Source organism: Haloarcula sp. KBTZ06, assembly GCF_048595605.1.
GTDB lineage: Archaea > Halobacteriota > Halobacteria > Halobacteriales > Haloarculaceae > Haloarcula > Haloarcula hispanica.
This window is the reverse complement of sequence record NZ_CP184337.1, coordinates 2,095,677-2,120,213: the sequence shown is the minus strand read 5'-3', so window position 1 is coordinate 2,120,213 and position 24,537 is coordinate 2,095,677. Positions and strand designations below refer to the sequence as shown.

Here is a 24,537-nt window from a genome sequence, read left to right as displayed (position 1 = left end):
GCCGTGCCGGCCTACCACTCGTCGCGCGGCGGGAACTCCTCGCCACAGCGTGGACAGTACCGCATCGGCGCGCGGGACTCCTGACCGTCCCTGTCGAACGTTATCTCTCGTCCGCAACTCTCGCATGCTAGCTTTGGCATCGTGGTGCTCTCCGGTCGCCCGCATAGCCACGACCTGTAAACAGCTAGATTGTGTGTCGTGATAACACTAGGTGCGAGGAACGGCGTAAAACGAGGGTGCGTCCGCAAACGCCAGCCCTAAGCGCTGACCCGCAAACAGCCACACAATGCAAGCGGCCCACCCAATCGAGCGAGCGGTCGGTATGGAGTACTACGTCAGCGACGCCGACGGGGTGGGCGGCCACCTCCGCGCTTCCCCTGCGGACTTCCGGGTTCGGGAACTGGAGGCGTTCGGCACTGAACCGGTCGACGCCGACACCGGGGCGTACCCGCATCTCGTCTTCCGGGCGGAGCTTCGTAACTGGGAGACCAACGACTTTGCCAGCAAACTCTCCGACAGGCTGGGTATCTCCCGCGAGCGGGTGTCGTGGGCGGGAACGAAAGACAAGCGCGCGGTCACGACCCAGTTGTTCTCGGTAAAGGGAGTCGCAGCCGAGGACCTGCCGGAGATCGGCGGCACGGACATCGAGGTTATCGGCCGCGCCGGCCGCCCCATCCTCTTCGGCGATCTGGCGGGCAATGCCTTCGAGATAGTCGTCCGGGACACCGAGAACACCGACAACGCCGCCAGCGTGGTGGCCGACCTGCAGGCGTTCGCCAGCGGAGAGGACCCGACGGGGGACAGGGCCCGGTCCAGCGACGCCACGCTGCCAGACGGCGACACGACGGTCGGCGTCCCCAACTACTTCGGCCAGCAGCGGTTCGGGTCTCGCCGGCCGGTCACCCACGAGGTCGGGCTGGCCATCGCCCGCGGCGAGTGGAAGAACGCAGTCCTCGCCTACGTCGGAAACCCGGATGAGCGCGAACCGGAGTCGACGCAGGAGGCGCGAGCATACGTCGACGAAACCCACGACTGGGCCGGCGCGCTGGACAGGCTGCCCGGCGCGCTGGGCTACGAGCGCTCCATCTGTCACCGGCTGGTCGAGAACGGAGCCAGCGAGCCGGCGGACTTCCGCGAGGCGCTGGAGGCGCTGCCGTCGAACCTCCAGTCGCTGTTCGTCAACGCCGCCCAGTCCTACGTCTTCAACCGCATCCTTTCCGAGCGGCTGGACCGCGGGCTCCCCTTCGACCGGCCCGTGGAAGGCGACATAGTCTGTTTCCGTGACAGCGACGCACCCGAGGCCTTCCCGATTCCGGACGCCGACCGCACACAGCAGGTCACGGAAAAGCGGCTGTCGACCGTCGAGCGCCACTGCGAGCGCGGGAGAGCGTTTGTCACCGCGCCGCTGGTCGGGACCGATACCGAGCTGGGCAGTGGCGAACCGGGCGATATCGCCCGTGAAGTCCTCGACGACGTGGGCCTCGAACAGGGCGACTTCGACCTCCCCGGCGCGTTCGACAGCGACGGGACGCGGCGGGCCATCCTGCTCCGAACGGACCTCGGTGTCGAGCGCGACGACGCCGACCTGACGTTCTCGTTCTCGCTGCCAAAGGGGAGCTACGCGACGGTCCTCCTCCGGGAGTTCCGGAAAGGCGACCCGGACGCGTAGCGGTTCAACCGTGCTCGGCAACTGATGCGGAATATGCAACGGTTAAGTCCGGCCACACACGCCATCTCGTATGGGCGAGCTACCGGATGAGTTCTCGTGTACCATCACCGACTGGGAGTACATCTACGGCCTCTGTCGAGACGTGGCTGACGACGTGAAGGCCGCCGAGTTCGAACCCGATGTGGTCGTCGCGCTGGCACGGGGCGGCTGGTTCGGCGGGCGCTGTCTCTGTGACTTCCTCGGGCTGGACGACCTGGCGAGCCTGAAAGTCGAACACTATGTCGGGACCGCGGCGAAAGGCGAGGAGGCACAGGTGAAATACCCGCTGGCTGACGGCGCGGTCGAGGGGAAAGACGTGCTGGTCGTCGACGACATCGCCGACACTGGCCAGTCCATCGAAACGGCCGCCGAGTGCGTGCGCGACCGAAACCCGAGCAGCGTCCGGACAGCGACGCTCCAGTTGCTCCAGACCAGCGACCACGAGCCGGAGTTCGTCGGCGAGCGCCTTGAGGAGTGGACCTGGGTCGTCTACCCCTGGAACTTCGTCGAGGACATGGTCGAACTCGTCGCAGGCGTGATGGAAAAGAGCGACCAGCAGACCCATAACGAAGACGACATCCGTCAGCTACTGCGGGAGTACCACGGCGTCAGCCGCACGAATTTAGAGATCGCACAGCCGAACCGACTGGGCGAGGTCACGACCGAGATGGAGCGGCGCGGCGTCGTCGAATCGGTCGGCGACGGCTGGCAACTCACCGACGACTGAACCGGGCCACAAAGTGGCCCAACAGGTATCGCTCAGATCCGCTAGTCTCGTCGCTCACCATCGCTAGGCCCAGTACGCGCCTCCGCTAGCCAGGATAAAAATACGGTTAGCGACGCGTGCGACCGTCGTCCCGGACGTACTCTAACGCGCTGACGAACTGCTCTTTGTCGACCCGGCCTTCTGCCTCTTCGAGTCGCTCACGAATTTTCGTCGGAGTCATGTGTGTTGGTAACATGGGCCTACGTGGATATAACTCTTTCTCACCAGCTAACAGATTCGACACGGGGTGCGGGTCTGAAGTAGAGAGTAGCCCGTCCAGTAAGCCGTCAAACCGCTGTACTGAGACGAGAAGTCTGTCGAGGGAATATATTTAATACCCTGCTTACCCAACGGAAACTATGGCCGCTTACGGCCGGCCGTCACTTCGAGACCTGTTCGATGAATCACCGACGCCGCACATCGCGCATCCGCCGCGGAGTCACCATCGAGACTTCTACGTTGCCACAGACGGGTCGTTCAGGCCCCACGGCGGCACGACATCGCCCGACAGCGATTCGGACAGCCCGACAGGGGGGCTGGGTGTCGTCGTCGAAACGCTCGACGGTGAGCGCGTCGTCAGGCTGTCTGTCCCAGACACCTGCCCCGACAACAACGTCGCGGAGTACCGGGCGCTCCATCTGGGGCTCGACGTGCTTGCGAGACGGGCCCCGCCCAACGCCCGCGTCGGCCTGCTCATCGACCACGACCAGCTCGCCGAGAACGTGAACGCGGAGGTGCTGGCCTCCCATGGCTCCGCTTACGACCCGCCACACTCCGTGTCGGTCCCGCCGGCAACGGGACTGCACTGGCGCGGAATCCAGGCACGTATCAACGGGTTCGGCGAGGTCCGTGCCGCACGGATCTCCGGCGACCGTAACCCCGCTCATCCGCTGGCGAACGCACCCGACCAGTACGCTCACGTCAACGGCGAGCCGGACCGATGTGTCCTCCCTGACGCGCCGACGGTAAACGAACGCGTCCCGCCGCCATCACGCGCGGAGCGTGGCGGCGCATCTGACTGACGGAGCGCACCGGCACCCCTGCCGGCCACGGTATCCCATTCTCTCACGCCGCTGCCGACAGTAGCACGTAGCCGTACCAGCCCTTCGACCGGCACACAGCTGTCGTACCTGAAATATCACATACGACCGCGATTCTGTGGATAAATCTGACCACAGCCAGAAAACATCGTAACTGGTGGTTCCGAGGCTCTCTGTCAGTCACGTTTCACAGAAGATAATCGCTATAAGTTATGTAGATAGTTGGAACCATTCTAGCGTACGTTTGGGGAACGTCACACAGACCAAATTTTATATATTAGAAATGAGATAGTATGCAGTGGGAGGTGAGCAACGTTGAGTACCAGAACTGACGGACCGGACGGTTTCAGCGGACAGTACGTCGAGCAGCTGTTGCCGCGTCAGTCGCCGACGCGGCACGACCTCGTTCTCGCCGTCATCCCCGCGGTGTTCGTCCTCACACTCGTCGCCGCGGTCGTTCTGGGCCTCTCGATGCAGGTAGCGATCGCTGGCGCATCAGTTGTCGGTGCTGTGGCGGTCATTGACGCACTCTTCGTCCACCCACCGACCCGCGGCCGACGGCGAGGCGATACGTGACATCGCGTTCCGGCGACAGGCCTGAACGCTACGTTTTTTGACGGATGATTCCGCCCTAGCTCGAAAAAAGCAGTCGCTAGTCGCTACTCCTGCTGTGCGTCGACGACAGCGACGCCCGCGAGGTTCACGATGTCGCTACCACCTTTTTCAGCTCGGGTGTGCTCGCAGCACTCGCACACCACTCCTCGAAAAACGTGGTTCTCGTGAGCGGAGCGAACGAGGGCTCGAAAGACGAGGGCAGCGAGTCTTTCGGCGGCGAAAAACGCTCGCCACGCTCGCGTCTGTTACTCCTGTTGAGCGTCGACGACGGCGACGCCCGCGAGGTTCACGATATCCTTGACCTCGTCGCCACGCTGGAGGACGTGGACCGGCTTGTCCATGCCGACGAGCATCGGCCCGATGGCCTCAGCGCCGCCCAGTCGCTGGAGGAGCTTGTAGCCGATGTTCCCGGCTTCGAGGTTGGGGAACACGAGGACGTTCGCGGGGTCGTCGAGTTCGGAGAACTCGTAGGTGTCTTGCAGGATGTCCTCGACGACGGCGGTATCGGCCTGCATCTCTCCGTCGACCGGGAAGTCCACGCGGTCGTCGTCCTGCAGGCGCGAGACCGCCCGGCGGATCTTCTTCGTCCCGGGGTTGTCGACGCTCCCGAAGTTCGAGTACGACAGCATCGCCGCTCGCGGTTCGACGTTGAACCGACGGGCCAGTTCCCCGGTGTGACGGGTGACCTCCTCCAGCACGTCCGTGTCGGGGTCCTGATTGACCGTGGTGTCCGCACAGAAGATGACGCGGTTCTTGAACGTCAGCATGTACACACCGGCCGCGTAGTCGGCGTCGTCGGCCGTCCCGATGACCTGCAGCGGCGGGCGCAGGGCCGAAGGGTAGTGATGGGTCAGGCCGGTCAGCATCGCGTCGGCGTCACCCATCTCGACCATCACGCTGCCGAGGTAGTTCCCGTCCCGAATGAGTTCGTCGGCTTCGCGGCGGGTGATGCCTTTCCGCCGGCGGAGTTCGTACAGTCGGTCGGCGTAGTCTGCCACGTCGGCTGTCTCGGGGTCGACGACGACGGGGTCGAACTCCAGGCCGAACTTCCGGCGCGTGGACTCGATGCGGTCGGCGTCACCGATGAGGACCGGCTCGGCGATTCCTTGTTCGACCAGCTGGTAGGCCGCGCGGATCATCTTCTCGTCGTGGCCCTCGGCGAGCACGACCCGCTGGGGGTCGCTCTTGGCCTTGTTGAGCACGACGCGCATCATCTCGCGGGACTTGCCCAGCCGCGCTTCGAGCTCTTCGACGTAGGCCTCCGTATCGATATTCGTCCGTGCCGCGCCGCTCTCGATGGCGGCCTCGGCGACGGCGGGGGTCACCTCGAACAGGACCCGCGGGTCCAGCGGTTTCGGGATGATGTAGTCCGGGCCGAACTGCAGGGGTTGGTCGCCGTAGGCCTTGACGACCTCGTCGGGCACGTCCTGCTTGGCGAGGTCGGCCAGTGCGCGGGCCGCTGCGACTTTCATCTCCTCGTTGATTTCGGTCGCCCGCACGTCGAGCGCGCCGCGGAAGATGAACGGGAACCCGAGGACGTTGTTGACTTGATTCGGGTAGTCCGAACGGCCGGTCGCCATAATGACCGTGTCGTCGCGGGCGGCCTTGGCCGACTCGTAGCCGATCTCCGGGTCCGGGTTCGCCATCGCGAAGATGATGGGGTCGCTGGCCATCGACCGCACCATCTCTTGGTCGACGATGCCGCCGACGGAGAGCCCGACGAACACGTCGGCCCCGTCCATCGCGTCGGCGAGGTCGCCCTCGGGGATGTCGCGGGCGAACTCCTGTTTGAATCGGTTGAGTTCCTCGTGGGTCGCTCGTTCCTCGGTGATGATGCCCGAGGAGTCACACATCGTGATGTTGTCCTTCGAGACGCCAAGCGAGACGTAGAACTTCGCCGAGGCGATAGCGGAGGCTCCGGCCCCGGAGAAGACGACCTCCAGGTCCTCCAGGTCCTTGTCGGCGATGTCGGCCGCGTTGACCAGCGCCGCGCCGGAGATGATCGCGGTCCCGTGTTGGTCATCGTGGAACACCGGGATGTCGAGTTTCTCGCTGAGTCGGCGCTCGACCTCGAAACACTCCGGGGCGGCGATATCTTCGAGGTTGATGCCGCCGAAGGTCGGCTCCATCGCCTCCACCGTCTGTATCATCGCCTCGGCGTTGTCCGTGTCCAGCTCCACGTCGAACACGTCGATGTCAGCGAACCGCTTGAACAGCACGCCCTTCCCCTCCATGACCGGCTTCCCGGCTTCCGGGCCGATGTCGCCGAGGCCGAGCACGGCGGACCCGTCGGAGACGACGCCCACGAGGTTCCCCTTCGCGGTGTACTCGAAGGCCTTCTCGGGATCTTTGTCGATCTCCTCACACGGTGCGGCCACGCCGGGCGAGTACGCCAGCGAGAGGTCACGCTGTGTGTTCGTCGGCTTCGTCGTCGCAATCTCTATCTTCCCCGGCGGCTTGCTCCGGTGGTACTCCAGTGCGTCCTCGTCAAGTCCCATACCAAGACGTCGAACCCAACTGTAAAAAAGACAAGTTTACCGTCAACGGACGAGCGGTACAACGACGGTTGTCGAATGTCGCCTTGTTGCAGCGGTTTTTGCCCCGGTCGTGTCCCATCAATTGGAAAACAGCCGCCGCCGGGGACCCGCCCGATGGACCGGCCGCGGACCTCAGTTCGTGTTGGTGAGTTCGCCGACCCGGTCGGTCAGTTCGGTGACCGCCTCTTCCTGTCGGTCGGTCGCTTTGACGATCTCTTTCGTCGCCGTTTCTGCCTCTTGAGCGTGGTTCTGTGCGTCTTCGACCATCGAAGTCACGTTCTCGATAGCGCTCGCCTGATCGTCGTTGGCGTCGGCGACCTCCTGGATGCCTCGCGTCGCTTCCTCGACGGCGTCGGAAATCTCGTCCAGCGCATCCAGGGCGTCCGCGATCTCGGATTCCGCGTGCTCGACCTGCTCGTGTGACGTCTCGACCATTTCGGCTGTCTCGGTCGCCTGATCCTGAATCGTGGTGATGCTCGTCGAGATCTCGGAGGCGTACTCGCCTGTCTCGTTAGCGAGTGTCTTCACCTCGTCGGCCACGACAGCGAACCCGCTCCCGCTTTCGCCGGCTCTGGCCGCTTCGATGTTGGCGTTCAGGGCGAGCATATTCGTCTGCTCCGCCACGTCGGCGATTATCTCGACGATCTCACTCACTTCGTCCATCTGGTCGTCGAGGTCTGTGACGGTGTCCACGAGGTCTTCGCTCGTCTCGGCGAGCCCGTCGGTAACGTCCATGACTGCTTCACCGGCGTCTGACCCGTCTTCCGCGGCCGCCTTCGCGCGCTGTGCTGCCGACGCCACTTCGCTAGATGTCGCGGCGACCTCCTCCATCCCGGCCCCGATATCTTGGATGTTGTCGGCCGCCTGGGTGAGGGAGTCGGTCTGTTCGGTAACCCGGCTCTCGACGTCCTCTGCGGACGAATTCGCCTGCTCGATAGTGGTCGCAAGTTGCTGCGCCTGTGCGTCCACCTGGTCCGCCAACTGCTCGACCTGTTCGGCCATGTCGTTGAGCGAGCCGACGACCTCGTACAGCTGGTCGTCGACGTACTCGCCGCCGTCGGTCCGGTCGAACGACGCCCGGGCGTCGAGGCGGCCGTTCTTGAGCGCGGCCATGGTCGATTTGATCTCATCGACCAGACTCGTCACGGCCTCGTGGCGGTTGGCCTCGTCAGTCCGGTCCTGGACCATTTCGACGACCGCGATGAGTTCGCCGTCGTCGTCGTAAATCGGGGCGGCGCTAAAGGAGATATGGCGTTCGTTCCCGTGCTGGTCGGCCATCACGCTCGTGTCGCGGTACAGCGTGAAGTCCTCGTCCTCGACCTTCGGCACGTCGTACTCCGTATGGGTGGTCTCCGGGGCGTCGAGAACCTTGTCGGCGAGGGTCTTCCCGCGTCGGCCGTCCGGATAGAACGCCATGCTCGCCATCTCCATCTCCTTTGCTTCGGCCTCGGAGACGCCGGTGAGGTTTTCGATCGAACGGTTCCAGCTGAGGATATCACCGTTCGTATCCAGAATAAAGAGCGGTGTCCCGATGTGATGCAACACGCTGTGGTAGTCGAGTCCCGTGCCGGAGCCACTGTCCGCCACAGAGTCGGTGAACGCATCGACACCGGCCTGTGAGACAGACTGTGTCGTTTCCAGCCTTTCTTGGAGCTCCGCCTCGACGGAGTCGATAGCGGCCTGTGCATCCGGGCCGAGTTCGTCCCGAAGTTGCTCGAACGCGCCTTCGACGAGCGAGTCGGTGACGAAGCCCTGGGCCGCAATGAACTCACTCTGGCTGATTCCGGCGGTTTCGTATTCGTCGATCAGCGCTCGGAGTTCGTCAGGTTCGAGTTCGAACTGCCGCTCGACGTGTTGGGTCCCGATAGCGGCCTTATCGGAGTCGTCGAAGCGGTCGTTGAGGCGTGGCGAGTCCGGGTCGATGGCGTCGGCCAGAAAGCGGGTCTGCCCGTCACTCGCGACGAGGCCTCCGTCCGCCCGTCGGGCCGCAGCGTCCGAAGAACGGGACCCCTGGCCGTAGATGTAGGTGCGGATCTGTTCGAACATAAGGTAGCTATGTTACATTCCAGAACACCTGTAGATAAAGATGACTCCGAGAATATCAGTAAAGATAATGGTACTCGCTGGCAAGGCGCGAAAAGAGAGCATAAGTACGTGCAACCGAAGATATAGGTATGACCACCCGTTTCCGCCGACTGGTGGCGACGACGACGGTGCTGACGTTCGCACTCATCCTGCTTGGCGTGTACACCGGGGCTATCGGCGCCGGGCTGACCTGTGAGGCACGCTGGCCGTTCTGTGACGGCTGGATGGGTCTGTTCCCCGCAAACTGGGCGAGTTTCGTCGAGTGGTTCCACCGTTTAGTCGCGATGATCACCGGCTTCGGTATTCTCGGTTCGACAATCGCCGCGTGGCGCGGTGAGTACAGCCGGCGGATCAAGCTCGCAACTGCCGTCGCCACGGTCGTGCTCCCGGTGCAGGTCCTCCTCGGCGCGAACACCATCTTCAACTTCGGTGCCACGGCGCAGGTCCTCCACCACGGGGCCGCACAGCTCATCTTCGGCGCGATGGTCGCGGCGACGGCGTGGGCCTACACCGACACGGCGGAGTCACCGTCGGTACAATCGGCCGATACCCAGCACACGGCACGCGCAGACGATTGAACACGAGTACCACCCCCGTGGTTAACACGTAAGATATATTCCGGTCTGTCGTGTGGTGGGGATTATGTCAGACGACGGCCTTTCACGACGCCAGTATCTATCCACGGTCGGTGGAACTGCAGTGACCGTATCGCTCGCCGGCTGTTTCGGCGGCGGCGGTGGCGGTGATGACGGCACTACCGAAATCACTGCCGGAACTGCACCGGGCTTCCCCCCGTTCGAGATGAAGCAGGACGGCGAACTCGTCGGGTTCGACATCGACCTGCTTGAAGCGGTCGTCGACGAGACCGACTACACCCTGGCCGGCTGGGAAGAGTTCGAGTTCAAGTCCCTGATTCCGGCGCTGACGAACGAGAACATCGACGTAGTCGCCGCAGGGATGACGATCAACGATGAGCGCGACGAGACCATCGACTTCACTGACCCGTACTACAGCTCGAATCAGGCAATCGTCGTCCGCGAAGACGGTGACTTTTCCCCGTCCTCGCTGTCGGACCTCTCCGGACGCCCCATCGGCGCACAGAAGGGGACTACCGGCGAGAGTACGGTTCAGTCGGAGCTCATCGAACCGGGGAACCTCGATGAGTCGAACTACAACTCCTACGGCAACTACGTGCTGGCTGTCGAAGACCTCCAGAACGGCAACATCGACGCGGTCGTCATTGACGAGCCGGTCGCTCAGACCTTCGCCGCCCAGCGCCCGGTCGTCATCGCCTTCACGTACGAGACGGGCGAGAATTTCGGCTTCGGCGTCCGCGAGGGCGACGACGAGTTCACACAGGCTCTCAACGACGGTCTGTCCACTGTCAGGGACGGGAGCACGTATCAGGACCTGACGAACAAGTGGTTCGGTCAGCAGTAACCGATGCCACCCCTCCCGTTGCAGAGTGACTGGGCGTTCGTTGTCGGGAACCTCGACCTGCTACTCGTCGGTACGGGTGTCACGGTCGCCCTGACAGCGGCGAGCATCCTGCTTGGCTTTCTGCTCGGGTTCCCGGCGGGAGCCGTCGAGGTGTACGGCCGCGGCCCGCTCAAACGCGCCGTCGAGACAGCCGGCGTCGTGCTCCGCGGGACGCCGCTGCTCGTCATCATTATCCTGCTGTTCTTCGGTCTCTCGGTGTCGAGCAGCGCCTTCGTGACGGCGACTATCGCGCTCGGACTCCGGAGCGCCGCGTATCAATCACAGATATTCCGTGGCGCGCTCCAGAGCGTCGACGAGGGGCAACTGGAAGCCGCTCGCGCCGTCGGCATGGGCCGACTACAGGCGATCCGTAGCGTAGTCGTCCCGCAGGCGCTGCGCCGGAGCGTGCCCGGCTTCCAAAACGAGTTCACGATCGTCCTGAAAGACACGAGTATCGCCATCGTCATCGGCCTCGGCGAACTGCTGACCGTCGGCCAGAACCTCTACCAGGGCGGTCAGAGCACGGCCGCGCTTGAAATCTTCTTGACTGTGAGTCTCATCTACTTCGTTCTCACGTTCGTGACGAACCGTTCGCTCGACTACGTCGACGACCACTTCAGCATCCCCGGAGGTGAGCGTGCATGAGCGATCCGCTGCTGGAACTCGACGACGTGTACAAGTCCTACGGCGAGGAACAGGTGCTCTCCGGCGTCAGCTTCGAGATGGACGCCGGCGACGTCGACGTGGTCATCGGCCCAAGCGGGAGCGGCAAGTCGACGATGCTTCGCTGTGTGAACCGCCTCACCGAGATTAACGGCGGTGCCATCTACCTCAATGGTGAGTGCGTCACCGATACCGACACCGACGTGAACGAACTCCGGAAACAGGTCGGCATGGTGTTCCAGGACTTCAACCTCTTCGCCCATCTCACCGCGCTGGGGAACGTCACGCTCGGCCTCCGGAAGGTCCGTGGCATGGACAAGGCGGCGGCTCAGGAGCAAGGCTACGAACACCTCGAACAGGTCGGGCTGCTTGACCAGGCCGACTCCTACCCCGCCGAACTCTCAGGCGGTCAGAAACAGCGGGTCGGCATCGCTCGCGCGCTCGCCATGGACCCGAAGCTCCTGCTGTTCGACGAGCCGACCAGCGCGCTCGACCCGGAACTCGTCGGGGAAGTGGTCGAGGTGATGCGCGACCTCGCCGCCGAGGGCATCACGATGCTCGTCGTCAGCCACGAGATGGGGTTCGCGCGGTCGGCCGCGTCGGACATCATCTTCCTCGACGACGGTGAAATCGTCGAACACGGCCCGCCGGAACAGCTGTTCGAGAACCCGCAGGCGGCCCGAACCGGCGAGTTCCTCAGTCGCCTGGAGACGACCCACGAGGGGGAGTGACCGATGGGGACGCCGGAGTCCACGACGACCGGCCGAACGATCCGCGCCCGTGCCGCCGGACTGACCGACCAGCCGCTGACGCTGCTGACTGTCGGGGCTTTCTGGACGTGGCTCGTCGTGCGCTGGACGAACGACTTTCTGCTAGACGGCGCGCTCATCGAGCGCAACACGTCGTTTTTCCCGACGGCACCGTTCGAGGCGGCCGCGTCGACGCTTGGCGGTCTCGCGGCGAGTCTCGGTCCGGTCGGGTTCCCCGTCGGCTGGGTCGCCGGCTTCTTCGAGTTTCTGGCGGCGTCGATCCCCTACCTGCCACCGCTGGCGACCGGCGTGTGGGCGACGATACTGCTGACGCTGCTGGGTATCGCCCTCGGGTTCGTCATCGCCGTCCCGCTCAGCGTCGCCCGAGTGTACGGCGGGAGCGCCACCCGCTCGGTCGCGCTGGGGTACACCGAACTGTTCCGCGGGACGCCGTTGCTCGCTCAGCTGTTCGTCCTCTACTTCGCGACGCCGCTGACGACGATCATCCGCGAGCTACCCACCGTCGGGACCGGATTCATCCCCGCACAGGCGTTCTGGGTGGCCGTCATCGCGTTTACCCTCAACAGCGCGGCCTACCAGTCCGAGTACATCCGCTCGGCGCTGAACTCCGTCCCGGAGGGGCAACTCACCGCCGCGCGCGCTATCGGCCTCTCGAAGGTCGATGGAATCCGGCACGTCGTCCTGCCCCAGGGCCTGCGCTACGCGATTCCGGGCTGGTCGAACGAACTGGTGTACCTCATCAAGTACTCCTCGCTCGCGAGTTTCATTACCGTCCGCGAACTGTTCCAGCGAACCGACTCTATCGCCAGTGAGACCTACCGCTATACGGAGCTGTTCGTCCTCGCCGGCCTGCTGTACCTGGCGCTGGTCATCTCGGCGTCGCTCCTGATGGAGTACGTCGAAGACCGTGTCGCGATTCCCGGTCTCGGCACGACCGGGCGGTGACTACATAAAGTCAGAGAGGCCGGACTGCTGGTCGTCGTCTTCGGCCGCCTCGCTCGCGGATTCGGTATCGTCGCTGTCAGCCGCATCGCTTGCTCCGGTGTCATCGGACCCTGCTTCGTCGTCGGCCGCAAGCGTTACTTGCTGGTCGCCGTTCTCCTCGTCAGCGTCGGCGGTTTCGTCGCCATCCGCCACACCCGCTCCGTCACCGCCGTCCGCACTCGCCCCCTCGAAAACTCCGCCGGAGTGTTCGACGGCGGCTTCCTCCTTGAGCGCCTCGGCGTCAGCGACGATGTCTTGCACCTTGTTCGTGTCCTTGCCCGATCCGGTGACGAAGGAAACGTGTTCGGCCTCCATATCGTAGGTCGCCGCCATCGCCACCGTTAGCTCGCGGTTCCGACAGTGGTGGGTCAGCGTCGAGAGGAAGGGCATGATCTCCCGGCGGGCGGTCCGCATCGAGACGCCGTCGATGGCGGCTATCTGCTGGGCGACGTAGTCCCGTGTGTTCCGGGTTCCTTTCGACCGACCGAGTTTCGACCAGTAGCTCGGCGGTCCGTAGCGGGTCCAGCCGCCCTTGGTCCCGTCCCGCGCCGCGGCGACGCCCGCGGTCATGTTGTCGCCGGCGTAGCGCCAGAACGAGTAGTTCTGTGTCTCGCGGACGCGGCCGAGCCACTGGTCGGCGTTCGAGAGGAACTCGTAGGCCCGGGTCAGTTCGGCCCCCTCGTAGTCTTTGGGCATGTTGTCCTCGATCCAGTTGATGAGGTCATCGGGCGTCTCGTCCACGTCGTAACTGGCCTCCAGCGCCTCCTGCGCGCCGGCTTCTTTGAGTACCACGTCGAGGTACTCGAAGATGCCCTCGGTCGTGTCGCGCTCGCCGGTCACCACGTCGTCGGCGGTCAGGCGCTCCGTCGTCTCGGCGATAGCTTGGAGGTCCTTGACCGCGCCCCGCAGGTCGCCGCTGTTTTGCTCGGCGAGTTCCTGCAGCGCGTCGGACTCGTACTCGACGCCCTCCTGGCGACAGAGATCGCGGAGGACGGGAACGATAGACCGGGGCGAGACGTCCCGGAACTCGATGTCCTGGCAGTTGTTCCGCAGGCCGTTTGACATCTCGTAGTACTCGTTGGCGATGAGGATCATCGGCTGGCTGGCCTCCTTGACCAGCGCGGTGATGGCCCGCGCGCCGCCGCGGTCGGCGTTGCCGTGGATGTTGTCCGCCTCGTCCATGATGACCAGTCGACGGCCGCCACCGCCGGCGGTCAGCGTGCCGGACTTGGCGGCTTCGCCGGCCACCCGATTGATAACGTCCTTGGTCCGGGAGTCGCTGGCGTTGAGTTCGATGGTCGGCCACCCCATATCGTTTGCCAGCGCGTGGGCGGCCGAGGTCTTCCCGATACCCGGGGACCCGTGGATGATGACCGCCTCGCGGTGGTCGTCCCACGTGTCCGCCCACTTCTTGAGTGCGTCGCGGGCCTTGTCGTTGCCCCGCACCTCTGACAGCGTCGTCGGGCGGTACTTCTCCGTCCAATCCATTGGATCGTGATTGGCGCGACCGGCGTTTAGGGATTGCGGAGCCACACCGCTCCTCAAGCCAGAAGACATATCCCCGTTACTGGCCGCGGGCTAACCGTCATGAGTGACACACCCCGTCAGCGCTACGCGGTCGGTGCCCTCGCCGGTATCGCGGCGTTCGTTCTGGCGTACGTCCTCGTCTACGCCCTGAGCATCTCCACCGTTCAGGACGCGCTGCTGACGAACATCGCCGAGTCGTTCGGCGACGACCGGGCGGCCTGGAAAATCGTCGGCTGGGTGTTTTTCAACGCCCAGTTCGTGACAACGACAGTTACGGTCAACATCCCCTTCCTCGGCGGGACGTCGGCGGTCAACTTCATCGCCGAGAACGAGTCGCTGTCGCCGATCCTGTACCTGCTCCCGCCGGCAGTGCTGACGGCCGCAGGGATCGCGACGGCTCGTATCGACGGGACAACTGACCTCAGCCGTGCGGTCCGTGTCGGTCCCGCTGTCGTCCTGGGCTACCTCCCGCTTGCGGCGCTCGGGGCGGTGCTGTTTACTGTCAGCGCCGGCGATTCCGGACAGGGCGCGCCGACGCTGCTGACGGCAGTTGTCCTCGCCGGCATCGTCTACCCGGCCGTCTTCGGGACTGTCGGGGCCGCAATCGCGACCGCGTTCGGGGACTCATAGCGGGCCCCCACTCCTGAGACTTTTGACCGAAAAGGAGGACAGTACGTCCCAGTCGTGTATTCCTCCAGCCTCAGCCGAGACCGTCGCGGCGTCAGCCCCGTCATTGGCGTGGTGCTCATGCTCTCGGTCACCGTCCTCTTAGCCGCGACAGTCGGTGGGTTCGCACTCACTGCGACTACCGACCTGGACCAGCGGACGCCCACCGTCGCCCGCTCGACCGGAAACTTCGTGACTGGCCCGTCGGGGGGATGCGGCGGGAACACAGTAGCGATTCGACACGCCGGCGGCGACCCGGTCCCGGCCGACGAACTGGCAATCGCTGTTGCACTGCCAGACACCGACGCCCGCATCCTCGACCTGCCAGTTTCCGGAACGGCGCTGTCAGCGAGCAACACCGACGACCCCGACAACATCGTCTACGACTACTGTGTCGGCGGTGTCATCGCCAATGGCGGCAAGCGGTGGTCAGCGGGCCGGGCAATCACCTTTCAGTTGAACGCCGGCGGCGGCACTGTCGACCCGGGCGATAGCATCGAAGTGCGCGTCGTTCACGCTCCCACAAACGGCGTCCTCGCTGCGGTCGAACTGACCGCCCGCCGGTAAGCGCCCGTGGTTCCGATACCCTTTTATTCGCGACCCTCCAGCGTGTGAACTAATGGCAGGGGGCGCACGCGACGACCTCGCGGAGAAAATGGCGGGTGAGGTGGCACTGAGCGACGACCCAGGGGCGACCCTGCGGAAGTGGCGCACTGACTTCGACGTTGCACAGACCGAACTCGCCGATGAACTCGACGTCTCTCCGTCCGTGGTCTCGGACTACGAGAGCGGGCGGCGCGACAACCCCGGTATCGGCGTGGTCAGGCGACTCGTCGTCGCACTGCTCGATATCGACGAGAACCGCGGCGGCGACCACATCCGCCAGCACGCCCGCGTGCTCTCGGCCGGGTTCGACAGCGACGTTGTCCACGACCTCCGCGAGTACTCGGCCAACGTCGGCGTCGAGCGCGTCTACGACGCTATCGACGCCGAAGAACTGTTCCGGGGCAGTCAGGACACCGTCGCGGGCCACACCGTCATCAACTCCATCGCCGCCATCACGCGCCTCTCCTCGGACGAGTTTTACCAGCTATACGGGCAGTCGACGAACCGCGCCCTCGTGTTCACGAACGTGACCCGCGGCGAATCCCCGCTGGTCGCGCTCCGGGTCGTCTCGCCGACGCCCAACGCGGTTATCCTCCACGGGCTTGACGACGAGGCGGTCTGGGAGCACGCACAGGACCTCGCCCGCATCGACGACTTCTCCCTTGCGATCACCGATATCGATCTGGAGGACCTGCTCGGCGGGCTGCGGCGTCTTCCCTGAGCGCACCGGTTCCGGCCGTGCTGTTTCGCGCCCGTCGACGTACTCTCTGGAAAACGACTGTTGTCGTGACTGCGATCTCTTTGTTCACCGGACAGCGTGACACAACCGTCTGTCGGACTGCTACTCATTCATTGCACTGCCAAGTACATCTCGAATGAAATCACCTTTTTCAGCAGTGTATCTCTCTCGTCTTTTCGGGTACTTCTCTGCTAGTGCCCTCTTTAGCGACGCGTATTGTTCAGCAACCTCTGGATGTTCTCTGAGGTGCTCCCTGAAGGCGATTTTTTCGTGATAGAAATCACTGTCACATTCAACGAGTGAGAGGTAGTTCGTCCGGTTCGTACGTGGGCCTTTGGCGAAGAATAGCCGACCGTATACGTCTTCATCGGGCCGGTGCTCATACCCGTTCTGTTCAAGAACTGGAACCAAGTCTCTCGCTTCTTCCAGGCTCTCGACAACTGCGAGGATATCAATTATCGGTTTCGCTGGCAAGCCTTCAATTGCGGTACTACCGATGTGTTCGAAATCGAGCAGTCGCTCACCGGCAATGGTTTTCAGGCGCTCAACCTCTTCCTCGTAGGAGGTTTTCCACCCCTCTTGATACGGTACGAGTTCGACTGTCCCTCGTTCCAATCCGATCATTGGTTCCTTGGTTACGTTTCAAGCACGCATCTGGTTGACGAGCTGACAGGTGGTTGTTCCGTACTGTTCACTGCCGACACAAATAGTGCTGGGATATTTGCAGCAGCCCATAACATGTCCCTCTCAATTCGAGGTTCTCGCTCGCGCTGCTCGCTCCGAACCTCGCTATTCTCGCGGCTGCGCCGCTCGTCTGTACGAGACCCCTCGCTTCGGTCGTGCCACTCGCTACTCCACGTACCGATATTTCCGCTCACCCATCCGGCCCCAGCCGTCGAAGGCGAACTCGTCTTCGGGCGCGGTGAACTCCTCGACATCGGTCTCGGTCTCGTGATTATGGACGTCGTGGACCTGTTCGTACTCGGCGAAGGAGAGGTCGTAGCGGTTCCGTATCTGCTCGTCGATGTTGAGCGCGCCGATTTCCTCCTCCCACCCGGGGACGATGGTCTCAGCGTGGACTTCCGCCTGTGCGCCGGACCCGTAGGAGGCAACTAACAAACGGGCCTCGTCCAGATCCAGTCCGCTCTCGCGGGCGTGTTTCAGGCCGGCGGCGCGGGCGATGTGGACGGAGCCGGTGTACCAGTTGCCGACCTCGCGGGAGATCGCAAGCGTCGGTTCGATGGTGTTAGCGTACCAGTCCTGATAGCGCTCGGTTTCCGTGAGTGCGTCGGTGTACTCCTTGATAGCGGCGTGGAACTCGTCGTCGGTCTCGAAGTCCGCGCGCATGGGCTGGTGACCGATTTCCTCGGCCATCAGGTCGCCCACGTCGGTGCCGCGGATGATGTGTCGGTAGCCGAGTGCCGCGGCCTTCCGGACCATCCCCGGGAACGGCGTGTGGAACGGAATCATCTCGTAGTCGCCCGGGTGGATGTCGCCGGCCACCTCGGCGAAGTCCTCCAGCGCCTCGCGCATGCGGGCGAGGTAGACGTTCACCGAGCGCTTCCCGTCGACGGACGGGAACTGCTGGTTGGGCTTGAGGAAGTCAGTCTCGTCGGCGCTGCCGTACCCCTGTTCGGTCGAGAGTTCGACCAGATTCGGGTCTTCATCGACGAGCATCGCCACCGCGCCGGCCCCCTGCGTGGCCTCGCCGGGGTCGTCGCGGGCGTACAGTGCGGTGTCAGTTGCGATGACGAGTGCGGCTCGGTCGCGGTTCCGTCCGGCGCGGATCCAGTTGTAGGCGTCGTCAAGGCTCTGTGTCCCCGAAATACAGGCGAACTTCCGCTCGCCCTTGTTGGCGTGGTGGAAGTTCTCGTCGTACACCTGTTCGAGACAGCCCGCGATGTACGTCGAGACAGGCTTCGAGTTGTCGAAGGCGCTCTCTGTCGCCACGTCGATCCGGCCGATGTCCTCGGGCGTCAGCCCCTTGCGCTCCATCAGGCGATGGGCCGCGTTCGCCCCCATCGTGACGATATCCTCGTACACGTCCGGGAACGACGACGCGCGCAGGCCGAGCCCCTTCGTGTACTTCCCCGGGTCGTCTCCTTGAGCCGGCGCGAACGTCTCCGCGAGGTCGAGTTTGAGCTTCCCGGTCCAGATCTCCATGGCGTCGATACCGACTGCAGTCATGGGTCTAGCGTCAGCGTGGATGTATATGGGCTTGTCGACTGGCTTTTCGACGGTTGACTAGTATTGCGCCGATGGGCCGCGAACTCTCTGTGGGACAGTTACTCGCTGGTCGCCGGTTCCGTACTAAAAGAGAAATCGACCATGCATTCGCCTTCGAGAACGTCGTACGGCTCATCCGGTGACGGAACGGCACGCGACCAGTCGGTGTTGTTGACTACGAGCCGATACGTCCCCGGCGAGATGGTGATCCGCTTGTCGCGGATGTTCGTCTCGTGAAACCGCGACACCTCACCGGCGTATCTGGCCCGGTAGCGGCTCTGGAACGCCCGGTACTCTTCCTCGGTGAACAGCATGACATCGACGGCCGGGCCACGCCGAACGATGAGGTCGTAGGTGAGCGTCGTCTGGCCGGTCGCCTCGACCGTGAAATCCTGGTACTCGTCTTCCTCCAGCCGGAACGTCGTATCGACCGACCGGTGGTTCGGCTCGGGTGTCGGCGTCGGTGTCTCGGTTTCGACCTGCAGCCGTGCCGACGTTTCCGTCGAGCTATTCGTCTGCGACGCCTCGGCGCGCTGTGCTGTCGGGGGGTCCGCTGAAGCCGCAGCACTGTCCGCCGCTGGCGTCGAGGCAGCCCCGGCGTGGTCAGTTGTAGCAGCACGCTGTGACGCTGTCGGTTCCGGAACTGGCGTCGTCTCGGACTCCTGTGTCGGTCGATTCCCGAGACAGCCGGCGGAGAGCGCGGCGAGCACCGAGGCCCCGAAGCCGCGCCGCGACAGGTCACCCATACCTCAGCACACGCAGCCACAGTAAAGATGTTTACGGGCAGGTTTTCGTCGCTGGTAATCGGAACGCCGATTCTGTCCAAACATATTTGTGGAGAGAGAGCCGAATCTACGCCGTTCGACCCAGTCCCGAGAGAACTGTATCTCAGCTATCATCTCTCGGAACAGGACAGGAACGTTTCACATGAACAGATCGGTCATCACATTCGGATTGATTGTTCTGGCGGCACTCAGTGTCTCGGGACTCGCAGGAGTAGCAGTCGAAGGGACGCTTGGTGCAGACGCGACCGAGTCAGCGCCGGCGGAATCCACGGAGCCGTCACTGGCAGCGACGCCCAGTGCAGAAAGTGCGTCACCGGTGACGCCGAGTACCGAGGCGACTGCGGCCGGAGTGACGCAGTCCGCAGAACCGACCGCGACCCCGGACGCGGCACAGACCACGCCAGCTGATTCGGGGACGGCTATCGATACGGTCCGCCTCGAAGACCGGCTTGTGGCGGCGATCAACGACCGACGCGGCAACCCGGTTGCCAACGACGCCTTCGACGGCTCCCTCTCGGATGAGACCAAAACCGGACAGACGCTGTCAGCCATGGCCGGCAACCACAGCGAGCGAATGGCCGCGCAGGGGTCGGCCTCACCGATCGCGAACGGGTCAGACACGGCGGACCGGTACGCGGCCGCCGGACTGTCCGAGCAGTGTCGCCTCCGCCACGAAGGAAACGCGTACATCCGCCCGGTAACCGACCTCGAACTGGTCACGAGCGTCGACCCCAACGGCGCGAACGCGACTCGGACGGCCGACGCCGTCGCCGACCATTGGTTCGACCTCTCTGGCCCCCGTGACACGTTGTACGTGGCGAACGCGAACCACATCGGCGTCGGTGCGGCCACCGCTGACGGCGTCGTCTACATTACCGTGAGTCTCTGCTGAGGGGCGGTGAGAACGGCCGTTACGGAACCTCTTTGCGGACAGTGTCGGCATTCCCTTCTGAGTCAACGACGCGGAGTGCGACCACTGTGCCGGAGTCCACTCTTTTCTTTTCTACTGTCTGGCCGGTCGTTTCGAAGATACCGTCTTCGTCGAAATCCCATTCGTAGGTCACGATGTCGCCTTGCGGATCGCTGGACGGGCTGGCGTCGAAGTCCCACTTGCCATTCGATTCCGACCCGTCAGAGGTTATCGTGAAGTCGGCGTTCGGTTGCTCGTTCGTGTTCGCACCTCCGGGAGTGACGGTGAACATCTTCGAATCGGTACCACCACTCGATAGCTCGTAGGTGACGGTTATCGTGACGCTCTCTCCAGTCATATCTATCTCGGAAGAGCCAAACAAGGTATCCTGAATAAACTCGAACAGGTGGAATGTCGCCGTTGACGTATCGGACAGCACTGGGTTTGGACCGTTCAGGCTGCCATCACTGTCGACATCAACAGTCCGTGGGACATCTGTTCCGCCACCGAAGTCGGTATATCCGTTAGTGTCTGCCTGAATATATACTTCGTTCTCTTGTGGTGCTGGGTCACGGTCGTTGCTAAAGGTGTCACTGAGTCGGATTATATCGTCGTTAACCGGGTCGATTGCCACCGTCGTTATTGTGATGGTCTCGCCTAATTCATTGGTGACCGTAAACTGGACGCCTCCATCAACGTCCCCGTTGCTGTCGAGGGCAACAGCGTCCTCGTTGTAGATGAGCCCGTTGTTGCCGGACCCGCCCCCGGATCCTGGATTCGCTTCCGTCACCGTCACCGGCACTGAGACGTCTTCAGGAGACTCGCCGTCGAACGAACCGTTGATCTCGTCGAGGCTGAACTGGACGGTGGCTGTTCCAGTTGTCGTCGACTGGCTTGTCTCGTAGACGAACCTGACGCGACCGTCGCTGTCGGATGACTCTGTGTCCGTGGTAAGCGACCCCGCGTTACTCCCATCGACTGAGCCGTTCACTTCGACATCGCTTACGGGGTTGTTGTACGCGTCCCGAACCTCCAGCACAATCTCTTCGTCGTCGCCCTTTGCGACAGTAACGTTCTCATTGCCGACAGTGGTGAGGTACGCGTCACTTTCAGAGGCAACACGAGTGCCGACGCCCGCTTTCGCCATCTTCAGGCGATATGTGGCTCCCCGCTCGAAGACGACTGTGACGTTGTAGAGCGAGCCTGGCCCCTCGGCCTCGATGACGTTTGCGATGTACCGGTCGTTGCTTTTGTTACCCGGACTTGGGTCGATTTCGTCTTCGAGAAGCACTCTCCACTCCTCCGCCGGGAGCCGGGAGAGAAACGAGACCGACACGTTCGACGTCTCTGTCGCGTTCGTGACGCGAACCGTTCGGGACGACTGCGATGTCGGCCGCACGTCGACCGTAACCGAATCGCTCGCCGAGCGGCTCATCGACCCGTTGAGTGCGACGAGCGTGATGTCGCGCCCATCGACCATCGCCTGTTCCGAGAGCGTGATGTTCCCCTCGCGGAACTGGTTGTAGACGACCGAGTGCTCGTACACGGTCTCCGGGGCCTCCCCGTAGACGTTGTACTCCGGCTTGTAGGCGATGGCCCCCGTGTTGTAGTGCCGCGGTGCGGTTCCGTCCCAGTAATCTGCCGTCTCGGGGTTAATCGCCTCGGCGTTACGAACCGTGAGGTTCTGCGACTCGTTGGTCGTTCCGTCCGTGTATAGCAACCCCGACGGCGGCCCGGGATTCGTCGCCACCAGCCGACTCGGGTATCGGGTTCCCAACTGGACTGAGACGGCTTGCTGGCTCGGCTGTCCCGGAACGGAGACGATGGCGTTTCGCAGGTCCTGTAGCTGTGTCTGGACCTGCTGATTGTGGTTGAACTCCACCTCCCGGTTTTGCTCCGGTACGGCAAACGCCTGGTACGAGGAGAAGGCGATGATCAGCACGCCGAACAGCAGTACAGCCCCGACCTGTACTGACTGCGCGCGCTCATCGCCCGTGAAAGTCATGCCGATGAGTTGCGGAGACGGCGGTAAAAACCTGACTGCCGAATTATCAACTCTCGTCTTCTTCGACGACTTCCGGGTCGCTCATCGCGGTCTGGAGACTGTCGAGTCCGTTGACCCACTCGGAGACGAGCCCGTATTCGAGGTCCTCGGCGACCTCCATCGGGAGCTCCGACCCGCCGATGATCTGCGTGCCGGCCTGTACACAGTACCCGAGCGCCGCATCGAGGTCCTCCTCCGCTTCCGCGTCTGCGGCGGCCTCGATGTAGTCGGTGATGGTCGCGTCGTCCGCGGCCCCTTCAGCAACGAACTCCTCGGCCGCGTAGAACACGCACAAAAGCGAGGTCTGGACGCCGTCGATCAGCATCACGGTCTCCTCGTCGTCGATGTCGATGTCGTCGAGAACGATCTCTCGGACGCCGGTAAGCTCGTCGATGGTCGCCTCTTCGTCGAGCGGCCCGTCCTCGTAATCGGTGAGGATCTTCGCGACCGCGATCGCGGCGTCGTCCTGGAGGTTCAACAGGAGCCGTGCTGAATCCTCGTCTTCAGGGTCGACTTCTTCTTCCTCGATACGGTCTAGCCAGTTCTGCCAGCGTTCTTCGGTGTAATACTCCCCCGGCGGAGTGCTCATATCACTCCGTTCGTCCCGTTGGGGATAGTAGTTTCGACCGGCGGCCGCTCCGCCGCGGCGTGTCTACCACCCAGGGCGAACGGCAAGTACTGGTTTTAGCGCCTGAGACGACTGTTCTGTGTGATTACCGGATCGGCTGCGCACTCCGAATATGTGTCACGGTCTCCGTCGAGGAGCGCACTTTTATATCATTCGAACATGTTATGAAATAGCATGGCACAGGGACAGCCGGCCGCGACCTACAGCGGACCCCTCGACCCGGCTGCAGTCGCCGCGCGAGCCGAACGTGTCGGTCTGGTGCTGATCGCCGTGGCGCTACCGGTCGCCGTCGGCACATTCGCCGGTATGGTTCTGACCTCTGGGTCGCTCTCGGCTGCGAGCGATGCCGCGACTGCCGCGATGAGCGGGCCGCTGACAACAGAGCAGGGGCTGTCCTGGCTGTTCTACGTCAGCACGCTCGGGACCGCACTGGGATGCTGGGTTCTCGGACTGGGGCTCCTTCTCGACGGTCTCGACCTGTAGGTCAGCCGTCGCCGTCCGGACGCATCTCCACGCCGCCTTCCAGCGACTCCTCGTCCGCCGCGTCCACGCGGTTCGAGAGGGTCCGCTGGGGGAACGGGATCGTGATGTCCTCGTCGTCGAAGGTGGCTTTCACACCTCGGACGACCGCCGAGATGGCGCGCCACTTTCGCGGTGGCGTCGGATGATCGATCCAGAACCGGAGTTCCATCACCACAGCGGAGTCCCCGAAATCTTTCGGGACAACATCCGGCGTCGGCGAATCGACGACGTGTTCGATGTCGGCCATCGCCTCGCGAGCGAGGTCCATCGCCCGGTCAACGTCGGTGTCGTAGTCCACACCGATGTCGACCGTGAGCCGCAACAGCCCCTTGCGGCTACGATTCGTCACTGCGCGGTCGCTCACGCGGTCGTTCGGAATGATGACGAACTCGCCGTCGAAGTTCTCTAGCCGCGTGTTGAAGATGGTGATATCGGTCACGATCCCTTCCTGGTCACCGACGAGCACCCAGTCGCCGATGGTGAACGGGCGGGAGAACATCAGGACGAAGCCGGCGATGAGCGACCCGAGCGTCTGTCTGGCGGCCAGACCGACCACGATACCGAGGAAGCCGGCCCCGACGAGCAGGCCGCTGAGGTCGATGCCCCAGACGGCGAAGATCGTCGCACCGATAGTGACGAACACAGTGACCTGCCCCAGTCGGAGCAGGATCTCTTCCTGGTGTTCGGTGAAGCCGGTAACGGCCTGGCTGAACCGGCCGATCCACCGCTGCATCTGATCGGACAGGACAAAGGCCAGCATGACGAGGACGACCGTCTGTATCGTCGCCAGTACTGACTGATCGCTCCCGTCGAGGTACGGACCCACTGTCTGGACTACATCGAGGACTCCCCAGACGATGAGAAACGAGACGACGACGAGGACGACCATCGAGAACTGAGCGATCCGGAGAAACACGCCCCGGATGGTCGTCGGCGTGTAGTCGGCCATGACCTGCAGCCAGTCGCCGGTTCGGTCCGACGTGACAGACCGAAGCCGGGAGAGGGCTGCGGGAACGACGACGACGCTGAAAAGCAGGACGACCAGGAGGATGAGCGTCGCGACGAGTCGCCCCTGCGTCGCGACCAACTGGTCCAGCGATCGCTGTAACACGGTAAAGAGTTCCAAAAGGCCTTCACCGGTGTCGTTGGCCGCTGGCGTCGGCGTGGCCGTCCCCTGCACAGCCACCTATCGCCGCCGTAGGAACTTGTGTCTTCGTCTTTGTGCGGCCGTCTGTAA

The 24,537-nt window shown here is 63.4% G+C and carries 24 protein-coding genes; 14 read left to right on the top strand and 10 right to left on the bottom strand.

The features are described 5' to 3' along the window. Positions 1-11: 11 nt before the first annotated feature. Positions 12-140: a hypothetical protein gene (locus ACNO8S_RS11095; protein WP_255355537.1), complete on the bottom strand. Its 129-nt coding sequence runs from the start codon at positions 138-140 to the stop codon at positions 12-14. 146 nt (positions 141-286) lie between these two features. Between ACNO8S_RS11095 and truD the strand changes: the two genes are divergently transcribed. The 4 genes from truD to ACNO8S_RS11075 all read left to right on the top strand — a co-directional run bounded on the left by truD (position 287) and on the right by ACNO8S_RS11075 (position 4,090). Then, positions 287-1,669 (top strand): tRNA pseudouridine(13) synthase TruD, encoded by a 1,383-nt coding sequence (gene truD, locus ACNO8S_RS11090; protein ID WP_420181906.1) that lies wholly within the window; start codon positions 287-289, stop codon positions 1,667-1,669. A gap of 70 nt (positions 1,670-1,739) precedes the next feature. Continuing rightward, the gene (locus ACNO8S_RS11085) at positions 1,740-2,435 is read left to right on the top strand and encodes a phosphoribosyltransferase (RefSeq protein WP_014040990.1); all 696 of its coding nucleotides are present in this window, start codon (positions 1,740-1,742) and stop codon (positions 2,433-2,435) included. Between the two features lie 398 nt (positions 2,436-2,833). After that, complete coding sequence (locus ACNO8S_RS11080; protein ID WP_014040988.1) at positions 2,834-3,496, top strand: hypothetical protein; 663 nt, start codon at positions 2,834-2,836, stop codon at positions 3,494-3,496. 333 nt (positions 3,497-3,829) lie between these two features. Then, positions 3,830-4,090: a hypothetical protein gene (locus ACNO8S_RS11075; protein ID WP_014040987.1), complete on the top strand. Its 261-nt coding sequence runs from the start codon at positions 3,830-3,832 to the stop codon at positions 4,088-4,090. Positions 4,091-4,374: 284 nt separating this feature from the next. Here ACNO8S_RS11075 and ACNO8S_RS11070 read toward each other — a convergent pair whose 3' ends face one another. Further along, complete coding sequence (locus tag ACNO8S_RS11070) at positions 4,375-6,627, bottom strand: NADP-dependent malic enzyme (protein WP_151145550.1); 2,253 nt, start codon at positions 6,625-6,627, stop codon at positions 4,375-4,377. Positions 6,628-6,798: 171 nt separating this feature from the next. After that, positions 6,799-8,712 (bottom strand): methyl-accepting chemotaxis protein, encoded by a 1,914-nt coding sequence (locus ACNO8S_RS11065; protein WP_420181905.1) that lies wholly within the window; start codon positions 8,710-8,712, stop codon positions 6,799-6,801. Between the two features lie 128 nt (positions 8,713-8,840). On the opposite strand from ACNO8S_RS11065, the gene ACNO8S_RS11060 reads away from it, so the two are divergent. The 5 genes from ACNO8S_RS11060 (at position 8,841) to ACNO8S_RS11040 (ending at position 12,608) form a co-directional block, all read left to right on the top strand. Continuing rightward, positions 8,841-9,329, top strand: a complete 489-nt coding sequence (locus ACNO8S_RS11060; protein ID WP_008312570.1) for a COX15/CtaA family protein — start codon at positions 8,841-8,843, stop codon at positions 9,327-9,329. A gap of 64 nt (positions 9,330-9,393) precedes the next feature. Beyond that, a complete protein-coding gene (locus ACNO8S_RS11055) occupies positions 9,394-10,191 on the top strand; it encodes a basic amino acid ABC transporter substrate-binding protein (RefSeq protein ID WP_420181904.1) in 798 nt (265 codons plus the stop codon). Positions 10,192-10,194: 3 nt separating this feature from the next. Then, a complete protein-coding gene (locus ACNO8S_RS11050) occupies positions 10,195-10,875 on the top strand; it encodes an amino acid ABC transporter permease (protein ID WP_014040983.1) in 681 nt (226 codons plus the stop codon). Beyond that, positions 10,872-11,624 carry an amino acid ABC transporter ATP-binding protein gene (locus ACNO8S_RS11045; RefSeq protein ID WP_420181903.1) on the top strand — a complete coding sequence of 251 codons (753 nt, stop codon included), beginning with the start codon at positions 10,872-10,874 and terminating at the stop codon, positions 11,622-11,624. The genes ACNO8S_RS11050 and ACNO8S_RS11045 overlap by 4 nt, the downstream gene beginning before the upstream one ends. A gap of 3 nt (positions 11,625-11,627) precedes the next feature. Next, a complete protein-coding gene (locus ACNO8S_RS11040; protein WP_146417045.1) occupies positions 11,628-12,608 on the top strand; it encodes an amino acid ABC transporter permease in 981 nt (326 codons plus the stop codon). On the opposite strand, the gene ACNO8S_RS11035 is transcribed toward ACNO8S_RS11040, so the two are convergent. Then, positions 12,609-14,135, bottom strand: a complete 1,527-nt coding sequence (locus ACNO8S_RS11035) for a replication factor C large subunit (RefSeq protein ID WP_420181902.1) — start codon at positions 14,133-14,135, stop codon at positions 12,609-12,611. Positions 14,136-14,234: 99 nt separating this feature from the next. On the opposite strand from ACNO8S_RS11035, the gene ACNO8S_RS11030 reads away from it, so the two are divergent. The 3 genes from ACNO8S_RS11030 to ACNO8S_RS11020 all read left to right on the top strand — a co-directional run bounded on the left by ACNO8S_RS11030 (position 14,235) and on the right by ACNO8S_RS11020 (position 16,167). After that, complete coding sequence (locus ACNO8S_RS11030; RefSeq protein ID WP_050036892.1) at positions 14,235-14,804, top strand: hypothetical protein; 570 nt, start codon at positions 14,235-14,237, stop codon at positions 14,802-14,804. 117 nt (positions 14,805-14,921) lie between these two features. Then, positions 14,922-15,407 carry a type IV pilin N-terminal domain-containing protein gene (locus tag ACNO8S_RS11025; RefSeq protein ID WP_050038245.1) on the top strand — a complete coding sequence of 162 codons (486 nt, stop codon included), beginning with the start codon at positions 14,922-14,924 and terminating at the stop codon, positions 15,405-15,407. A gap of 52 nt (positions 15,408-15,459) precedes the next feature. After that, on the top strand, positions 15,460-16,167 hold the full coding sequence (locus ACNO8S_RS11020; protein WP_014040975.1) for a helix-turn-helix domain-containing protein: 708 nt from the start codon (positions 15,460-15,462) through the stop codon (positions 16,165-16,167). 120 nt (positions 16,168-16,287) lie between these two features. Here the strand turns inward: ACNO8S_RS11020 and ACNO8S_RS11015 are convergent, their stop codons facing one another. The 3 genes from ACNO8S_RS11015 to ACNO8S_RS11005 form a co-directional block, all read right to left on the bottom strand. Then, the gene (locus ACNO8S_RS11015; RefSeq protein WP_420181901.1) at positions 16,288-16,809 is read right to left on the bottom strand and encodes a GrpB family protein; all 522 of its coding nucleotides are present in this window, start codon (positions 16,807-16,809) and stop codon (positions 16,288-16,290) included. 225 nt (positions 16,810-17,034) lie between these two features. Then, positions 17,035-18,372, bottom strand: coding sequence for a hydroxymethylglutaryl-CoA synthase (gene hmgB / locus ACNO8S_RS11010; protein WP_420181900.1), 1,338 nt, complete (start codon positions 18,370-18,372; stop codon positions 17,035-17,037). 98 nt (positions 18,373-18,470) lie between these two features. After that, positions 18,471-19,157 (bottom strand): hypothetical protein, encoded by a 687-nt coding sequence (locus tag ACNO8S_RS11005; protein WP_014040973.1) that lies wholly within the window; start codon positions 19,155-19,157, stop codon positions 18,471-18,473. A gap of 181 nt (positions 19,158-19,338) precedes the next feature. Here ACNO8S_RS11005 and ACNO8S_RS11000 point away from each other — a divergent pair, with 181 nt between their 5' ends. After that, a complete protein-coding gene (locus tag ACNO8S_RS11000; RefSeq protein WP_014040972.1) occupies positions 19,339-20,088 on the top strand; it encodes a CAP domain-containing protein in 750 nt (249 codons plus the stop codon). Between the two features lie 19 nt (positions 20,089-20,107). Here the strand turns inward: ACNO8S_RS11000 and ACNO8S_RS10995 are convergent, their stop codons facing one another. Both ACNO8S_RS10995 and ACNO8S_RS10990 read right to left on the bottom strand, forming a co-directional pair. Beyond that, on the bottom strand, positions 20,108-22,111 hold the full coding sequence (locus tag ACNO8S_RS10995; protein WP_420181899.1) for a PKD domain-containing protein: 2,004 nt from the start codon (positions 22,109-22,111) through the stop codon (positions 20,108-20,110). Positions 22,112-22,157: 46 nt separating this feature from the next. After that, positions 22,158-22,739: a DUF2150 family protein gene (locus tag ACNO8S_RS10990; RefSeq protein ID WP_008312616.1), complete on the bottom strand. Its 582-nt coding sequence runs from the start codon at positions 22,737-22,739 to the stop codon at positions 22,158-22,160. A 213-nt stretch (positions 22,740-22,952) separates the two neighbouring features. Here ACNO8S_RS10990 and ACNO8S_RS10985 point away from each other — a divergent pair, with 213 nt between their 5' ends. After that, positions 22,953-23,261: a hypothetical protein gene (locus tag ACNO8S_RS10985; protein WP_008312618.1), complete on the top strand. Its 309-nt coding sequence runs from the start codon at positions 22,953-22,955 to the stop codon at positions 23,259-23,261. Position 23,262: 1 nt separating this feature from the next. Here the strand turns inward: ACNO8S_RS10985 and ACNO8S_RS10980 are convergent, their stop codons facing one another. Further along, positions 23,263-24,486, bottom strand: a complete 1,224-nt coding sequence (locus ACNO8S_RS10980; protein ID WP_008312620.1) for a mechanosensitive ion channel family protein — start codon at positions 24,484-24,486, stop codon at positions 23,263-23,265. Between the last annotated feature and the right edge of the window lie 51 nt (positions 24,487-24,537).

Coding starts and splice junctions, on each gene's coding strand:
- ACNO8S_RS11095 (WP_255355537.1), bottom strand. CDS start 140: ATGCCAAAGCTAGCATGCGAGAGTTGCGGACGAGAGATAACGTTCGAC.
- truD (WP_420181906.1), top strand. CDS start 287: ATGCAAGCGGCCCACCCAATCGAGCGAGCGGTCGGTATGGAGTACTAC.
- ACNO8S_RS11085 (WP_014040990.1), top strand. CDS start 1,740: ATGGGCGAGCTACCGGATGAGTTCTCGTGTACCATCACCGACTGGGAG.
- ACNO8S_RS11080 (WP_014040988.1), top strand. CDS start 2,834: ATGGCCGCTTACGGCCGGCCGTCACTTCGAGACCTGTTCGATGAATCA.
- ACNO8S_RS11070 (WP_151145550.1), bottom strand. CDS start 6,627: ATGGGACTTGACGAGGACGCACTGGAGTACCACCGGAGCAAGCCGCCG.
- ACNO8S_RS11065 (WP_420181905.1), bottom strand. CDS start 8,712: ATGTTCGAACAGATCCGCACCTACATCTACGGCCAGGGGTCCCGTTCT.
- ACNO8S_RS11060 (WP_008312570.1), top strand. CDS start 8,841: ATGACCACCCGTTTCCGCCGACTGGTGGCGACGACGACGGTGCTGACG.
- ACNO8S_RS11055 (WP_420181904.1), top strand. CDS start 9,394: ATGTCAGACGACGGCCTTTCACGACGCCAGTATCTATCCACGGTCGGT.
- ACNO8S_RS11050 (WP_014040983.1), top strand. CDS start 10,195: ATGCCACCCCTCCCGTTGCAGAGTGACTGGGCGTTCGTTGTCGGGAAC.
- ACNO8S_RS11045 (WP_420181903.1), top strand. CDS start 10,872: ATGAGCGATCCGCTGCTGGAACTCGACGACGTGTACAAGTCCTACGGC.
- ACNO8S_RS11040 (WP_146417045.1), top strand. CDS start 11,628: ATGGGGACGCCGGAGTCCACGACGACCGGCCGAACGATCCGCGCCCGT.
- ACNO8S_RS11035 (WP_420181902.1), bottom strand. CDS start 14,135: ATGGATTGGACGGAGAAGTACCGCCCGACGACGCTGTCAGAGGTGCGG.
- ACNO8S_RS11030 (WP_050036892.1), top strand. CDS start 14,235: ATGAGTGACACACCCCGTCAGCGCTACGCGGTCGGTGCCCTCGCCGGT.
- ACNO8S_RS11025 (WP_050038245.1), top strand. CDS start 14,922: ATGCTCTCGGTCACCGTCCTCTTAGCCGCGACAGTCGGTGGGTTCGCA.
- ACNO8S_RS11020 (WP_014040975.1), top strand. CDS start 15,460: ATGGCAGGGGGCGCACGCGACGACCTCGCGGAGAAAATGGCGGGTGAG.
- ACNO8S_RS11015 (WP_420181901.1), bottom strand. CDS start 16,809: ATGATCGGATTGGAACGAGGGACAGTCGAACTCGTACCGTATCAAGAG.
- hmgB (WP_420181900.1), bottom strand. CDS start 18,372: ATGACTGCAGTCGGTATCGACGCCATGGAGATCTGGACCGGGAAGCTC.
- ACNO8S_RS11005 (WP_014040973.1), bottom strand. CDS start 19,157: ATGGGTGACCTGTCGCGGCGCGGCTTCGGGGCCTCGGTGCTCGCCGCG.
- ACNO8S_RS11000 (WP_014040972.1), top strand. CDS start 19,339: ATGAACAGATCGGTCATCACATTCGGATTGATTGTTCTGGCGGCACTC.
- ACNO8S_RS10995 (WP_420181899.1), bottom strand. CDS start 22,111: ATGACTTTCACGGGCGATGAGCGCGCGCAGTCAGTACAGGTCGGGGCT.
- ACNO8S_RS10990 (WP_008312616.1), bottom strand. CDS start 22,739: ATGAGCACTCCGCCGGGGGAGTATTACACCGAAGAACGCTGGCAGAAC.
- ACNO8S_RS10985 (WP_008312618.1), top strand. CDS start 22,953: ATGGCACAGGGACAGCCGGCCGCGACCTACAGCGGACCCCTCGACCCG.